This window comes from Chryseobacterium ureilyticum (assembly GCF_900156735.1).
GTDB lineage: Bacteria > Bacteroidota > Bacteroidia > Flavobacteriales > Weeksellaceae > Chryseobacterium > Chryseobacterium ureilyticum.
Window position 1 is genome coordinate 42,612 of sequence record NZ_FTOL01000015.1, and the last position, 14,640, is coordinate 57,251.

General features: G+C 34.5%; 15 protein-coding genes. 12 read left to right on the forward strand and 3 right to left on the reverse strand.

Going from position 1 to position 14,640, the window contains the following annotated elements:
* Window positions 1-13: 13 nt before the first annotated feature.
* Window positions 14-1,636 (reverse strand): ABC-F family ATP-binding cassette domain-containing protein, encoded by a 1,623-nt coding sequence (locus BW983_RS23260; protein WP_076554194.1) that lies wholly within the window; start codon window positions 1,634-1,636, stop codon window positions 14-16.
* A 121-nt stretch (window positions 1,637-1,757) separates the two neighbouring features.
* On the opposite strand from BW983_RS23260, the gene smpB reads away from it, so the two are divergent.
* The 5 genes from smpB to BW983_RS23285 all read left to right on the forward strand — a co-directional run bounded on the left by smpB (window position 1,758) and on the right by BW983_RS23285 (window position 6,576).
* Window positions 1,758-2,216, forward strand: a complete 459-nt coding sequence (gene smpB, locus BW983_RS23265; protein ID WP_047427948.1) for an SsrA-binding protein SmpB — start codon at window positions 1,758-1,760, stop codon at window positions 2,214-2,216.
* A 77-nt stretch (window positions 2,217-2,293) separates the two neighbouring features.
* Window positions 2,294-3,805 (forward strand): OmpA family protein, encoded by a 1,512-nt coding sequence (locus tag BW983_RS23270; protein WP_076554196.1) that lies wholly within the window; start codon window positions 2,294-2,296, stop codon window positions 3,803-3,805.
* Window positions 3,806-3,900: 95 nt separating this feature from the next.
* Window positions 3,901-4,641 (forward strand): YebC/PmpR family DNA-binding transcriptional regulator, encoded by a 741-nt coding sequence (locus BW983_RS23275; RefSeq protein ID WP_076554198.1) that lies wholly within the window; start codon window positions 3,901-3,903, stop codon window positions 4,639-4,641.
* Window positions 4,642-4,780: 139 nt separating this feature from the next.
* Window positions 4,781-5,605 carry a UDP-2,3-diacylglucosamine diphosphatase gene (locus BW983_RS23280; RefSeq protein WP_076554200.1) on the forward strand — a complete coding sequence of 275 codons (825 nt, stop codon included), beginning with the start codon at window positions 4,781-4,783 and terminating at the stop codon, window positions 5,603-5,605.
* Window positions 5,605-6,576: a glycosyltransferase family protein gene (locus tag BW983_RS23285; protein WP_076554202.1), complete on the forward strand. Its 972-nt coding sequence runs from the start codon at window positions 5,605-5,607 to the stop codon at window positions 6,574-6,576. Before BW983_RS23280 ends, BW983_RS23285 begins: the two co-directional genes overlap by 1 nt.
* Here the strand turns inward: BW983_RS23285 and BW983_RS23290 are convergent.
* Together BW983_RS23290 and BW983_RS23295 are read right to left on the reverse strand one after the other, a co-directional pair.
* Window positions 6,565-6,855: a GNAT family N-acetyltransferase gene (locus tag BW983_RS23290; protein WP_076554204.1), complete on the reverse strand. Its 291-nt coding sequence runs from the start codon at window positions 6,853-6,855 to the stop codon at window positions 6,565-6,567. The genes BW983_RS23285 and BW983_RS23290 overlap by 12 nt on opposite strands.
* Window positions 6,856-6,912: 57 nt before the next feature.
* Window positions 6,913-7,662: an RDD family protein gene (locus tag BW983_RS23295; RefSeq protein ID WP_076554206.1), complete on the reverse strand. Its 750-nt coding sequence runs from the start codon at window positions 7,660-7,662 to the stop codon at window positions 6,913-6,915.
* Between the two features lie 28 nt (window positions 7,663-7,690).
* Between BW983_RS23295 and BW983_RS23300 the strand changes: the two genes are divergently transcribed.
* From BW983_RS23300 to BW983_RS23330, 7 genes are all read left to right on the forward strand, one after another.
* Window positions 7,691-8,674, forward strand: a complete 984-nt coding sequence (locus BW983_RS23300) for a stage II sporulation protein M (protein WP_076554208.1) — start codon at window positions 7,691-7,693, stop codon at window positions 8,672-8,674.
* Window positions 8,658-9,620 carry a DUF4013 domain-containing protein gene (locus BW983_RS23305; RefSeq protein ID WP_076554210.1) on the forward strand — a complete coding sequence of 321 codons (963 nt, stop codon included), beginning with the start codon at window positions 8,658-8,660 and terminating at the stop codon, window positions 9,618-9,620. Before BW983_RS23300 ends, BW983_RS23305 begins: the two co-directional genes overlap by 17 nt.
* Window positions 9,613-10,401: a DUF4129 domain-containing protein gene (locus BW983_RS23310; protein ID WP_076554212.1), complete on the forward strand. Its 789-nt coding sequence runs from the start codon at window positions 9,613-9,615 to the stop codon at window positions 10,399-10,401. The genes BW983_RS23305 and BW983_RS23310 overlap by 8 nt, the downstream gene beginning before the upstream one ends.
* An 11-nt stretch (window positions 10,402-10,412) precedes the next feature.
* Window positions 10,413-11,570, forward strand: coding sequence for a hypothetical protein (locus BW983_RS23315; RefSeq protein ID WP_076554214.1), 1,158 nt, complete (start codon window positions 10,413-10,415; stop codon window positions 11,568-11,570).
* Window positions 11,571-11,678: 108 nt separating this feature from the next.
* A complete protein-coding gene (locus BW983_RS23320; protein WP_076554216.1) occupies window positions 11,679-12,710 on the forward strand; it encodes an AAA family ATPase in 1,032 nt (343 codons plus the stop codon).
* Window positions 12,711-12,773: 63 nt separating this feature from the next.
* Window positions 12,774-14,096, forward strand: a complete 1,323-nt coding sequence (locus BW983_RS23325) for a DUF58 domain-containing protein (protein WP_076554218.1) — start codon at window positions 12,774-12,776, stop codon at window positions 14,094-14,096.
* Between the two features lie 24 nt (window positions 14,097-14,120).
* Entirely contained in the window at window positions 14,121-14,540 is a 420-nt protein-coding gene (locus BW983_RS23330; protein ID WP_076554220.1) for an OsmC family protein, read from the forward strand.
* Window positions 14,541-14,640: the final 100 nt, after the last annotated feature.

Genomic DNA, 14,640 nt, shown 5'->3' on the forward strand with positions numbered 1-14,640 from the left:
CATGTAATTCAGATTAAGAATACATTTTTTCTCTTAATTCCTTCACTTTTTTGTCAGCAAGGTATTCGTCATAAGTCATTTCTCTGTCAATGATTCCGTTTGGAGTCAATTCGATGATTCTGTTACAGACAGTTGACAACATTTCGTGGTCATGAGATGCCAGTAAAAGATTTCCTTTGAAGTTAGACAATGAGTTGTTCAATGTCGTGATACTTTCAAGGTCTAAGTGGTTTGTAGGTTCGTCTAATAATAGAACATTTGCTTTCTGAAGCATCATTCTACTGAACATACATCTCATTTTTTCACCCCCTGAAAGTACTTTACAAGACTTTAAAGCTTCATCACCGGAGAATAACATTCTTCCTAAGAATCCTCTTACGAATTCCTCGTGACGCTCTTCATCATTCTTAGTGAATTGTCTTAACCAATCAACAAGGCTTAGATCTTCCTGGAAGAAATTCGTGTTATCCAAAGGCATGTGAGATTGGTTTGTAGTAACTCCCCAAGCAACAGTTCCCTTGTCTGCTTCAACATTTCCAGCTAAAATTTCAAAAAATTCTGTGATTGCTAAAGAGCTTTTCGAAAGTACTGCTACTTTATCTCCTTTTTTAAGGTTTAAGTCAATATTAGAAAATAATAATTCTCCATCTTTAGTCTTCTCAAGACCTTTTACATCAAGAATCTGATCTCCGGCTTCTCTTTCCATTTCAAAAATGATTGCAGGGTATCTTCTTGAAGAAGGTTTAATATCGTCAATGTTTAATTTGTCGATCATTTTCTTTCTTGCGGTAGCCTGTTTAGCTTTAGCAACGTTAGAACTGAATCTAGCAATGAAGTCCTGAAGTTCTTTCTTCTTTTCTTCAGCTTTCTTGTTAGCTTGAGCTCTTTGTCTTGTAGCTAGCTGAGATGCTTGGTACCAGAAAGAGTAGTTACCTGTATAAAGGTTAAGTTTAGAATAATCTAAGTCACCGATGTGCGTACAAACCGTATCAAGGAAGTGACGGTCGTGAGATACAACGATTACTGTGTTCTCATAATCAGCAAGGAAATCTTCTAACCAAGAGATTGTATCAATGTCAAGGTCATTGGTAGGCTCATCCAGGATCAATACATCAGGGTTACCGAAAAGTGCCTGAGCCAAAAGAACCTTTACTTTGTCTTTGTTCTCAAGTTCACTCATCATTTGCCAGTGCATATCATCACTGATTCCTACGTTAGAAAGCATGGTTTGTGCATCTGATTCTGCAGTCCATCCACCCATTTCATCATAGATTACACCTAGTTCACCTGCTTTAATTCCATCTTCGTCGGAGAAATCTTCTTTTGCGTATAACGCATCCATTTCCTCCTTTATCTCAAATAATTTTTTGTTACCTCTTAATACCGCTTCAAGAACAGTAAACTGATCATATGCAAAGTGATCCTGCTCCAAAACTGACATTCTTTTTCCTGGTTCCAAAGATACGTGTCCAGTTGTAGGATCCTGCTTTCCTGTTAATATTTTAAGGAATGTAGACTTTCCCGCACCGTTTGCTCCGATAATCCCGTAGCAGTTTCCTTTGGTAAACATAATATTTACCTCGTCAAAAAGAACTCTTTTCCCGAATTGTAAAGATAAGTTAGATACTGTTAACATATAGTTTTGTAAATTTGGCGCAAAAATACAAAAAGAATTTGGGTATTTCGTAATATTATAATAGTCAAGTTTTTAAATGTGTCGTATTTTTTATATATTTCATTAACGAAATTTTAAAATGATGAAGATTGAAAAAACAGTTAATATATTAAATAAAAGAGCTCGCTTTGAGTATGAAATTCTCGAAGAATACGAAGCAGGAATGGTTTTGACGGGTACAGAAATAAAATCTTTGCGTTCTTCCAAGGCATCCATCACAGAATCCTTCTGTCAGTTTATTGATGGGGAATTGTACATCATTAATATGATGATTGACGAGTATAAATTGGGAACTTTTTACAATCATAAGACAAAAAGGGAACGGAAATTGCTCTTGCACAAAAAAGAATTGCAAAAACTTGAAAAAAAGTTAAAAGATGCAGGAAACACGATTATACCTTTGAAATTATATATCACTGACCGAGGTAAAGCAAAGGTGCTGATAGCGCTGGGTAGAGGGAAAAAGCTTTTCGATAAAAGAGAGGCTATAAAAGATAGAGAAAATAAACGGAACCTGGACAGAATATTAAAGAAAAGTTAAAAATCATTTGAAAAACTTTGTATATAAAGAAAAATTATATTTATTTTGCATTATCAATTATTTAATCATTTAATTCTATGAAAAATCTAAAATTAGGAATTTCAGCATTGGCGCTTACTGTTGCCTCTACTGTTTTCGCGCAGACTACCAACAATCCGTGGTTAATCGGAGTTGGTGCTCATGCAGAAAACCACGTAGCAGCAAGATCTAAGTTCAGTAATACGTTCTCTGCTAACAATTTGACTAAGAATGTGTTCAATGTGAACAACTATTCTATTACACCTCCATTATCTAAGTTAACAGTTGCTAGAAACATTGGAAAAGGTTTAGTTATTGACTGGCAGACTTCTGTTGGAAATGTTGAAAACAAAAGATTCAACATGGGGAAAGAATTTTTCCTAATGACAGGTATTGGTTTCCAGGCTAAAGCAGCAGGTCTTTTATGGAACGAAGAATCTTGGTTTGATCCATATTTAAGAGTTGGTGCTAACTATTTAAGACATGACTATACAGGACAATCTTTCCCTGCAAACGGACTAGATGCTAATGGTAATGTATTAGATTATGCAGTTACTAACGGTAAAGACGGTAACGAGGCAGGAAAAGCAAATCACTTTGCTGTATCTACAGGTGCTGGTGCTAACTTCTGGGTAACTAAAAACTTCGGTCTTGGTATCCAAGGAGATTATGTGTCAACTCCAGGTGATAAATCTACTGTTGCTAATTTCTGGCAAGCTTCTGCATCTATCTTATTCAGATTTGGAAACAGAGATAGAGATAAGGATGGTATCTTAGATAAAGATGACCTTTGTCCTGATACTCCAGGATTACCAGAATTCCAAGGATGTCCAGATACTGACGGAGATGGAGTTCCAGATAAAGACGATCAATGTCCAGACGTAGCTGGTCCAGTTGAAAACAACGGTTGTCCTTGGCCAGATACAGATGGTGATGGTGTTATCGACAAAGATGATGCTTGTCCTACAGTAGCAGGTCCTGCTGAAAACAACGGTTGTCCTTGGCCAGATACAGACGGTGACGGTATCTTAGATAAAGATGATGCTTGTCCTACTGTTCCAGGTCTTCCTGAATACAACGGATGTCCTAAGCCAAAAGATGTTATCGCTAAAGATGCTACAGGTGCTCTTAAAGGTATCTTGTTCAACTTTAATAAAGCTACAATCAGACCAGAATCTAATACTAAATTAGATGATGCTGCTAGAATTATTAAAGAATCTAACGATGGTACATTCTTAGTAACAGGTCACACAGATGCTAAAGGTGCTGCTGCTTACAACTTGAAACTTTCAAGAGAAAGAGCTGCTGCTGTAGTAGGTGCTCTTGAAACTAGAGGTGTTAATGCTAACCAATTGAAATCTACTGGTGTAGGTTCTAGAGATGCTCAAGTTCCTGCAAAAGCAACTGATGCTGAAAGAATGGTTGACAGAAAAGTAGTTGTTGAAGCTATCAACGGTGCTGCTTGGGATGCACTTAAGAAATCTGATCTAGACGTAGTAGTGAAGAAGACTGTAGTGAAGAAAGGTAAAGCTCCAGCTAAGAAAAAAGCTCCAGCTAAAAAGAAAAAATAATTAATTTTTCTAAATAATTAATACCTCCAATTTTTTTGGAGGTATTTTTTTTTTGTTGACTTTTAAGTAATTTTGTTGAAAATTTTAAAAATAAAATGGGAAGAGCATTTGAATATAGAAAAGCTTCTAAAATGGCCAGATGGGATAAAATGGCTAAAACATTCTCTAAAATAGGGAAAGATATCGCATTAGCAGTGAAGGCTGGAGGAGTAGATCCTGAGTCTAACCCTGCATTGAGAAGATGTATCCAGAATGCGAAAGGGGCAAACATGCCTAAAGATAATGTAGAAAGAGCAATCAAAAAAGCAAGTGGTGCTGATGCTGAAAACTACGAAGAAGTTACTTATGAAGGATATGGACAAGGTGGGGTTGCTTTCTTTGTAGAATGTACAACTAACAATACTACAAGAACCGTAGCAAACGTGAGAGCTGTCTTTAACAAGTTTGATGGAAACCTTGGTAAAAATGGTGAACTAGCATTTATCTTTGACAGAAAAGGTATTTTCACAATTGATTTGGCTCAAATCAAAATGGATTGGGATGATTTCGAAATGGAAATGATTGACGGTGGAGCAGAAGATGTAGAAAAAGATGAGGAAGAAGTAATGATCACTACGGCATTCGAAGATTTCGGTTCTTTATCTCACAAGCTGGATGAACTTGGAATTGAAGCAAAAAGTGCGGAATTACAAAGAATTCCGAATAATACAAAAGAAGTAACGGAAGAACAGTTCAAAGCAAATATGAAAATGCTTGAACGTTTCGAGGACGATGATGATGTTCAGAACGTTTACCACAATATGGAAATCTCAGAAGAGCTAATGAACTCTTTATAAAAAATAATATAGCATTCATATACAGTTAACTTTCAATTAGTTTCTTTGTAAAAATGTAGGAAATGTCTGGTTGTAGTTTTTTATTAGAAAAATATTCAGGCTTTCTGTCCAGCAAATTTAAAAGCTGAAAAATATACGGATGAAAAGAAACGTTGAGTTAGTTGTCATATCGGATGTTCATTTGGGAACTTATGGATGTAAGGCTAAGGAATTGCTGAGATACCTCAATTCTATTCAGCCTAAAACGTTAGTGTTGAATGGCGATATTATTGATATCTGGCAATTCAAAAAGTCTTACTTCCCTAAACCTCATTTGAAGGTGATCAGAAAGATCCTTTCATTTGCTACAAAAAATACAGACGTTTATTATATTACAGGTAACCATGATGAGATGTTCCGTAAGTTTACGGATTTCGAATTGGGAAAACTTAAAGTTTGTAATAAAATCTGTTTGACCATTGATGAAAAAAAGACATGGATTTTTCATGGTGATGTTTTCGATGCATCGGTCCAGCATTCTAAATGGATTGCCAAACTTGGTGGTAAAGGCTATGATCTTTTAATCATTATCAATAATGTTGTAAATTGGTTTCTGGAGAAAATGGGTAAAGAAAAATATTCATTTTCAAAAAAAATTAAAAATAATGTTAAGAAGGCAGTAAAATATATCGGAGATTTCGAGCTTACCGCTTCAGAATTGGCTATAGACAATCAATACGATTATGTAGTTTGTGGACATATTCATCAGCCACAGATTAGGGAGGTTATTAATAAAAAAGGATCATGTACTTATCTTAATTCCGGAGATTGGATTGAAAATCTATCTGCACTAGAATACAATGAAAAAGAGTGGAAGATCTTTTACTATGATGATCATAAACACTTACTAAAAGATGATGAAGCAGAGGAGATTCCGGAAATGGATAATTCTGCACTTTTGAAAATTGTAACTAATTTTTCCTAATGAAGATCTTGTATGCATTTCAGGGAACTGGCAACGGACACATCGCCAGAGCACAAGAGATAATACCGATACTCAAAAAGTATGCGTCGGTTGATACACTGATCAGTGGACATCAGTCGCAATTAAAGGCTGATTTCGATATTAACTTTCAATATAAAGGTATTTCCTTGCTTTATAATAAAACAGGCGGTTTATCCTATCGCAAAACGTTTACAGATAATAGTTTTATTGAGGCAGCAAAGACAATAAGAAATCTGGAACTTTCGCAATATGATCTTATCATAAATGATTATGAGCCTTTAACAGGCTGGGCGTCCAAGTTAAAGAAGCTGCCAATGATTGAACTTAGTCATCAGGCATCTATGAGTTTTCCTGAAACACCCAAACCTCAAAAGAAAGACTTTCTGGGAGAATTAATATTAAAATACTACGTTCCCAGTGAAAGAAAAATAGGGTTTCATTTTGAAAATTATCACCCTCAGATTAAAAAACCTGTAATTCGTAGAAAAATCAGGAGTTTAAATCCTTATAAAAAAGGATATTACCTTGTTTATCTTCCAAGTTTTGCGGATGAAAATATTATTAAGGTTTTAAGAAAGATTCCCGTAGAATGGAAAGTGTTTTCAAAATATAGTAAGGTTCAGGTAAAGATAAAGAATGTAGAAGTTTTTCCTATCGACGAAACTCAATATCTGAAATACTTTGAAGGGTGTGAAGGAGTTTTATGCAACGCGGGCTTTGAAAGTCCTGCCGAAGCTCTTTTCTTAGGCAAAAAATTGTTTGTGATTCCTATTCATAATCAATATGAACAGGAATGTAATGCCTGTGCTTTGGATAAGATGGGGATTTCCAATTCCAAGGTTTTAAATTTACAGGAAATTATGGAGTGGGTAGCGTCTGATCATCATCTGGATGTAGACTACCCTGATGATATTGAAAATATTCTGGTGAATGAAGTTTTAATTCTTTAAGAAAATATCTTCCACATCATTCATTCTTGTCATAACAGCTCTTGCATAAGAACAGTGAGGATAGACGTTCCATTTGTTTTCTCTGGCAAATTTAATAGCTTCTTCTACTAAATATTTTCCCATCCCTCTGCCTTCAAATTCAGGGTGAACAAGCACAAAAGAAATAATCAGTTTCTGATCTTCGGGAAAAATAGTATAGGTTAATCTTCCAACTTCTTTTACCTCGTTATTCAGCGTAAGAACACCTCCGTTTCCGGATTTATTGTTTTCAAATTTCATGATTCAAACTTTAATGTTAAATATACAAAAATTACACCGGGGAAAATTGGTTGTTTACTAATTATCTTTTCCTGTATAATAGTTGTAATCTTTAATAATGACATTGATGAATTGCTTTTCAGTCATTTTAGTAGGATCTATTTCCAGCTTTAGAATGCTTTTGATCTTGTCAGATAATTTATGGATAATCTGACGGTCATCCGTTCTCACTGCTTTTGTATAATTATCCTTGATGATTCTCATGTCATTATCACTGAGAGCTATAACTTGTGGAAATGAGGGAATGTAGTCTTCATGAATGTTTTCAAGAATAGTATGTGAAATATTAATGTTGTTCTTTAAAGAAATCACTGCTGTACCGGAAGCGATATCTCCCAAACGCTGATTGTTTTTGGAAACGATCATTGAAATTAAACCTACGGCTCCAGCAAAAGAAACATCAACAAGTCTGAATACCCATCGGATCATATAATCCCCGAAACTTGCCTGGTAACCATCAATCTTTACAACACGTATTTTCATTAATTTTTTACCGGGAGTTTGCCCTTCCATGAGGCTTTCCAGAACAACGGGATAGATGTAGGTGGGAAATGTAAGGATTAAATAAACAGCCATTACAGACCATGTGTCCAGACCATTCAAAATATATCCCAAATCCAGAATATTGAAAAACAGATAAAGCACAATCACTACATAAGCAACCCTTATCAGAAGATCAATAATGAATGCAAGCATTCTTTCTCCTACACTGGCAATAGTAAAGTTAATATTTACATTTTGTGAGGTATTTATCGCAATTTGAGACATAATTTTTATTATTTTAGCCTTTACAATTATGAGAGAAGTTTATTTCATTAAACAAAATAAAGAAAAATGGTTGGGAATAGAACAGGTTATCGATGGGAAAATTAAAAAAAATCCTGACGACCTGTCTTCGTTGTATATTAACCTGATCAATGATCTTTCTTTTGCTCAAACTTATTACCCTAAAAGCAATACTACAGTTTACCTGAATCACCTGTCTTCCCAGATTTTCCAAAAGATCTATAAAACGAAAAGAGTAGAAGAGAACAGATTGGTTTATTTCTTTAAAACTGAAGTTCCTTTACTGGTATATCAGTACCGAAGATATTTGTTGTATGCTTTCCTTTTCTTTATTCTGTTCACGTCTATAGGAGTGATTTCTGCTGTTTATGATAAAGAATTTGCCAATATCATTCTGGGTGAAAGTTATGTAAATGAAACTATCGAAAATATTAAAAACAACAATGCCGTTGGTGTTTACCAAAGCGGTACAACCTGGGGAACGACTATCGGAATCATTTTTAATAATATCCAGGTAGGTGCGAAATTGTACATTTACGGAATTGCAGGTGGAGTGGGAACCTTGTTTGCTTTGCTGTCAAATAGTGTAATGCTGGGCTCTTTCCAATATTTTTTCTATGATTACGGAGCGCTGAAAGATAGTGCGAGAGGTATCTGGCTTCACGGAGTCTTTGAAATTTTTGCAATGGTCGTGGAAGCAATGTGCGGGTTAATCCTTGGTGCTTCTATTTTGTTTCCGAGAACTTTTTCACGGTTTAATTCCTTTAAAAAAGGATTTCAGGATTCATTTAAAATATTTTTAAGTACCATTCCATTTACAATATGCGCCGGGATTATTGAAGGATATGTGACAAGACATGCTTTGAAAATGCCTTTGTTTCTGAATCTGGTAATTATCTTCGGTTCACTTGCTGTGATAGGATTTTATTACTTCGTGTATCCGTCTATTGTTAACAAAAAAACTAATAAACAGATCAATGATACAATTTTATAAAAAAAGAGATTTTGGAACTTTCATCAGTGACAGTTTTAATTTCTTCAAGTTATACGGAAAGAATTATTTAACGAACTATGCCCTGATCAATGGATTGCTATTGGTTTTAATGGTAACAATTTTCATTTTCGGGTACAAAGAATTCTTTATATATTTTTTTGGAGGAAACATTAACGGTGGGAGCTTTTATTTTGAAGAATACTTTTCAAATAATGCAGCATTACTGGTAGGAGTAGGGGTTCTGGTGCTATTGTTTTTTATTGTTTTGGCTATTGTGAATTACCTTTATCCAGTGTTTTATCTGAAAAGAATTGCTCAGGGTGCCAAGAAAGTAAAAGCAGACGAGATTCTGACAGATTTTAAGCAGAATGCCGGAAGAATAGCAAAGCTTTGTGTGGGAATGATATTTATAGTAACACCTATAGCATTATTTATCATAGGTTTTTCTTACGCTCTTATTCTGATTTTCATAGGAGTTTTTCTGATCTTGCTTTTGTATCCTACTTTATTTAATGTCACTACATTCCTGATGTATGATTATTTCAATTCAAAAAGAGGATTTCTAGAAAGTTTAAGCTATTCTGTGAGATCACAGTTTTCATATCCGAACGGAAGTGAGAAATCTCCATATTGGAAGTATTGGGGGGCTGCATTTGTAATGTTTATCATTATGTACATTGCAACGTCTATTTTTACGCTTGTTCCGATGTTTTTCATATATGGTTCACTTCTTACTTCTCCTTCAGATGGAGGGTTTGAGGAAAACCCTTTTACAGGAATGTTTGGAATTGTATTTTCAGTACTGTATGGAATATCAATTCTTGTTTCGTTTTTCCTTTCAAATCTAATGTACATCAATGCAGGATTAATGTATTATGACAGTCGAACAGATCTTCATCAGAAAGTAGAATTAGAAGAAATAGATACCATTGGCATTAATGAATAAAATTCTTTTTTTCATAGTATTTTTATTGTCTTTTGGCTTTGTACAAGGTCAGGATTCTGCTCCTGTGGATGATTATCTGGGAGATTCATTGAGTACCGAGCATTATCATAATATGCTTCGGGCAGATTCTGTACTGATGAAGAAACCGGTTACAGAAAATGAAGTTTACCCAAAACAGTTCAAAGAAAATGTACCATCCAGGTATAAAGGAAACGAGTTTGACTATTCAGTATCAAAACCCAGAGAATCCTTTTGGCAAAAGCTGATGAGGAAAGTAGATAAGATTTTGAGAAGCATTTTTGGAGAGACCGTTTTTGCTAAATCTTCAGAATTTACAGTAGCACTTGTCCGTTTATTCGCCATTATTCTGGTTGGATTTCTTCTTTATTTTATCATTAGGTATATCCTTGGAAAAGACGGAAACTTTATCTTCGGTAGAAAGAATAAAAAGCTGGATCTGAATGTAGAAGAATTACACGAAAATATCCACGAAATCAATTTTCCTGAAAGCATTGCAAAGTTTGAGCATGAAGGAGATTATCGTTCGGCAGTACGTTATCAGTTCTTATTTGCCTTAAAAAAACTAAGCGATAAAAAACTAATTAACTGGAATCCTGAAAAAACAAATAAAGATTATGTAGCAGAATTGAAAGTTCAGGATCTTAAAAAAGGATTTTCAGAACTGTCTTACATCTTCGAATATGTCTGGTACGGAGAATTCAGTATTGATGAGCAAAGCTATCAGAAATTTAAAAACCAATATCAGGCATTTAAACCATAACGAAATTAACCATGAATAAAACTTTCAAAATATATGCTGTAATTTTCATCATTGTGATGGTTATTTTGGCGTTGCTTGAAGTTAACAAAAAAGAAACTACAGACTGGCGAAAGAATTTTGATATTAATGGAAAATCACCTTTCGGATTATTTGTTTTTAATAACGAAGCGAAAGACCTTTTCAAGAATAATCTGAAAAAAATTGATCAGGCTCCTTACGAATATTATAGTCAGCACAAGAAAGGAAATCATAACATTCTTGTGATTGAAAAAGAAATTGATGGGGAATCGTGGAAGAAAATAATGGATCAGGTATCCAATGGTTCAGATGCGATGCTGATCATAAGCCGTATACCAAGAAACATTTCAGACAGTATTGGTTTCTATGCTTCAGATATATCCTTTGAAGAAGAAAATGTACTGAAATTTACAGATAAGAAATATCAGAATGATTTTATTAAATTAGATAAGTTTCCTTCAGGAAGAGGATTTTCATTCATCAAACCAGGTACAGAGATCCTTGGAAAAACGGTAGAAAAAAAGAATACAGATCAGGCAAACTTCATTAAGATAAAGTTTGGAAAGGGAACTATTTATGCCCATAGCGAACCGCTTTTTCTTACCAATTACTATCTTTTAAAGCCTGGAAATGTAAAATACACCCAAGATGTTTTTTCTTATCTTCAGGATAGAGAAACGCTTTGGTTTATAGAAAATAAGTCCAATACGTCAAGCTTCTTTATGAGGTTTATATTGGGAAATCCTGCCTTGAAGTATGCATGGTGGCTATTCCTGGGAGGTCTTGTTCTTTTTATTTTCTTTAATGCTAAAAGAAAACAGAGAATTGTTCCTGTGATAGAACCTTTAAGAAATACCTCGTTAGATTTTGTGAAAAGTATTGGAAATCTTTATCTTCAGGAAGGAGATTTTCATGATATGATGGCGAAGAAAGCCCAATACTTTCTGAATAAAGTAAGAATAGACTTGTTGATTGATACCCAAAACCTCGATGAAGAATTTGCTAAAAAACTTCAGTTAAAGACAGGGAAAACCATGGAAACAATCAATGAAGCAATCAGTCTGATCAAAAAAGCACAGGATCCCTATGCGAGCGTAATGAAGGAAGATCTAGGAAGGATCAATAAACTGCTTGACGAAATACTTAAATAATATAACAATATAATAATGTAACAGTTTACCAATGATAATTAAATACTATTCTTAATGAATATAATTGTTACATTGCTATATTGTTAGATTGGTAAATTAAATTTTATTATGGAAAACCTTGATAACCCAAACACAGAAAATCAAACTTCTATAAATCTCAATAAAAACGAAGAACAGTTTCAGTCGAGAATCGATATGATTGAACTTCGTGCGAGCCTGGATAAAGTAAAAACAGAGATAGGTAAAGTAATAGTAGGGCAGGAAAGCATGATCGAACATCTTCTTGCGGCTTTACTTTCCAATGGACACGTTCTTATTGAAGGGGTGCCCGGAGTAGCAAAAACAATTACGGCAAAACTATTGGCAAAAACCATCGATGTTGGTTTCAGCAGAATTCAGTTTACACCGGATCTTATGCCTTCTGATATATTGGGGACATCGGTATTCAGCATGAAGAATTCAGAATTTGAATTTAAAAAAGGACCTATTTTCTCGAATTTTATACTGATTGATGAGATCAACAGGTCTCCGGCAAAAACTCAGGCTGCCTTATTTGAGGTAATGGAAGAAAGACAAATTACAATGGATGGCAACCGCTATATCATGGAAGAACCTTTTCTGGTAGTCGCTACACAAAATCCGATTGAACACGAAGGAACTTACAGACTTCCGGAAGCTCAGCTGGACCGTTTTCTTTTTAAAATAAATGTAGGATATCCTAACCTTGAGCAGGAAATAGCGATCATTAAAAACCAGCACGAAAGCAAAAGAGAAGATAAAACAGAAGTTGTCAATAAAGTAATCACAGCAGAACAGTTGAAAAACTATCAACATCTGGTAAAGGAGATCATTGTCGAAGCCCAATTGATGGAATATATTGCTAAGATTATTATCAACACAAGAGAAAATCAGTTCTTATATCTGGGAGCTTCACCAAGAGCATCATTAGCACTTCTTACCGCTTCCAAAGCATTTGCAGCATTAAGAGGTAGAGATTTTGTAACCCCTGAAGATATTAAAGAAGCAAGCTATGCTGTATTAAGACACAGAGTCATTGTTTCTCCAGAAAGAGAAATGGAAGGGCTGACAGCTGATGAAATTATCCGTCAAATATTAGAAGGAATTGAAATACCAAGATAGAGCAGAATTTAATACTGAGGAATTAACCTTACTTATTGAATTTTAATTCCTGCAACCTAAATAATGAAAAACTTATATATCAATACCCGCTTTTTCTTTACACTTATCGGAGTGGGAATACTTTATGTTCTTGCATTTTTCTTTCCCGGATTAATGTGGGCCGCTCATATTGTACTGTTGATCTGTTTTCTTGCTTTTATGGTAGATTGTTTACTTGTTTTTAATCAAAAGAATGCGTTACAGGCTCAAAGGATATTACCGGAAAAATTATCTAATGGTGATGAGAACTTTGTAAAGATTGATATTAAAAATAATTACAGTTTTAAGATAACTACTAAGATCATTGATGAAATTCCCTTTCAGTTTCAGAAGAGAGATTTCCTGATTGAAAAACCTATTCTGGCTGGAGCTAATACTTTCTTTCAATATACTTTGGAACCAAAAGAAAGAGGAGAGTATCACTTTGGAAACTTAAATATTTACGCTTCATCTCCATTAGGATTTGTTGCCAGGAGATTTACATTCCAGAAAGATGCAATGTTACCATCTTATCCGTCTTTTATTCATCTCAGAAAATATGAATTGATGGCATTGCAGAGTGAGTTTATGATGGGAGGAATCAAAAAGATCAGAAAACTGGGACACACCATGGAATTTGAACAGATCAAAGACTATGTTCCGGGAGATGATATCAGAACAATCAACTGGAAAGCGACTTCCAAGACGAACCGATTAATGGTTAATCAGTTTCAGGATGAAAAATCACAGCGTATTTTTATGTTGATTGATAAAGGGAGAACCATGAAAATGCCTTTCAATGGGTTGAGTCTTTTGGATTATTCCATTAATGCAACGATGGCTTTGTCTCATATTATTTTACGAAAAGGAGATAGAGCAGGGATGATGACTTTTTCCAAAAAAGCAGAAAATAAAATTGCCGCAGACAATAAATCCGGGCAGCTGAAAAAAATATCAGAAGCTCTTTATAATATTAAAACAGATTTCTTTGAAAGTGATTTCAACAGATTGTATCAGGATGTAAAATATACGATCAATCAACGAAGTCTTATCTTGCTTTTTACCAATTTTGAAACATTGGACGGATTAAACCGCCAGTTGAAATATCTTCGCGGAATAGCAAAAAATCATCTGTTGGTCGTCGTATTCTTTAAAAACTCAGAATTGCAGACTATGATCAACAAGAACCCTGAAAATATGCAGGAGATTTATGATGAAATTGTCGCAGAAAAATTTGAATTTGAAAAGAAACTCATCATTCAGGAACTTCGTAAATATGGAATTTATACCGTTTATACACTTCCTGAGAATTTGAATATTGACGTTATCAATAAATATTTGGAGATAAAAGCCAGAGGAATTTTATAATTTTGTATCAAGTAATAAGCAATAATGAAAATAACACTTAACAGAATAAACGACGATTTTTTATTTGAATGCACAAATGGACAGGGAAATTCTATCCTTTTGGACAATACTTCTCAGCCGGGAGCTAAAGGAGTTTCTCCAATGGAAAGTGTCCTGATGGCAGTAGCAGGATGCAGCGGAATAGATGTGGTATCCATTTTAAAGAAACAACGTCAGGATATTAAAAGCTTTCAGGCAGAAGTAGAAGGAGAGAGAGTCCAGGTAGATGATGCAAAACCTTTTAAGTCTATTAAAGTAAAATTTCTTTTAGAAGGAGAAATTGATCCTAAGAAAGCCTTGAAAGCTGCAGAATTATCTTTCGAAAAATATTGTTCTGTATCAAAAACGTTAGAACCAAACGTAGAAATCGGATACGAAGTATTCGTTAACGGAGAAAAAATTTAAAACAATACATGAGGCTTTTAAGCCTCATTTTTTTATTTAGCCACTAATGTTTCTATTAAAACTGGATAATATAAACATTATAGGTTTCCGAAACCTATAA

Coding starts and splice junctions, on each gene's coding strand:
- BW983_RS23280 (WP_076554200.1), top strand. CDS start 4,781: ATGAAAAGAAACGTTGAGTTAGTTGTCATATCGGATGTTCATTTGGGA.
- BW983_RS23285 (WP_076554202.1), top strand. CDS start 5,605: ATGAAGATCTTGTATGCATTTCAGGGAACTGGCAACGGACACATCGCC.
- BW983_RS23270 (WP_076554196.1), top strand. CDS start 2,294: ATGAAAAATCTAAAATTAGGAATTTCAGCATTGGCGCTTACTGTTGCC.
- smpB (WP_047427948.1), top strand. CDS start 1,758: ATGAAGATTGAAAAAACAGTTAATATATTAAATAAAAGAGCTCGCTTT.
- BW983_RS23295 (WP_076554206.1), bottom strand. CDS start 7,662: ATGTCTCAAATTGCGATAAATACCTCACAAAATGTAAATATTAACTTT.
- BW983_RS23325 (WP_076554218.1), top strand. CDS start 12,774: ATGAAAAACTTATATATCAATACCCGCTTTTTCTTTACACTTATCGGA.
- BW983_RS23310 (WP_076554212.1), top strand. CDS start 9,613: ATGAATAAAATTCTTTTTTTCATAGTATTTTTATTGTCTTTTGGCTTT.
- BW983_RS23300 (WP_076554208.1), top strand. CDS start 7,691: ATGAGAGAAGTTTATTTCATTAAACAAAATAAAGAAAAATGGTTGGGA.
- BW983_RS23320 (WP_076554216.1), top strand. CDS start 11,679: ATGGAAAACCTTGATAACCCAAACACAGAAAATCAAACTTCTATAAAT.
- BW983_RS23260 (WP_076554194.1), bottom strand. CDS start 1,636: ATGTTAACAGTATCTAACTTATCTTTACAATTCGGGAAAAGAGTTCTT.
- BW983_RS23290 (WP_076554204.1), bottom strand. CDS start 6,855: ATGAAATTTGAAAACAATAAATCCGGAAACGGAGGTGTTCTTACGCTG.
- BW983_RS23275 (WP_076554198.1), top strand. CDS start 3,901: ATGGGAAGAGCATTTGAATATAGAAAAGCTTCTAAAATGGCCAGATGG.
- BW983_RS23315 (WP_076554214.1), top strand. CDS start 10,413: ATGAATAAAACTTTCAAAATATATGCTGTAATTTTCATCATTGTGATG.
- BW983_RS23330 (WP_076554220.1), top strand. CDS start 14,121: ATGAAAATAACACTTAACAGAATAAACGACGATTTTTTATTTGAATGC.
- BW983_RS23305 (WP_076554210.1), top strand. CDS start 8,658: ATGATACAATTTTATAAAAAAAGAGATTTTGGAACTTTCATCAGTGAC.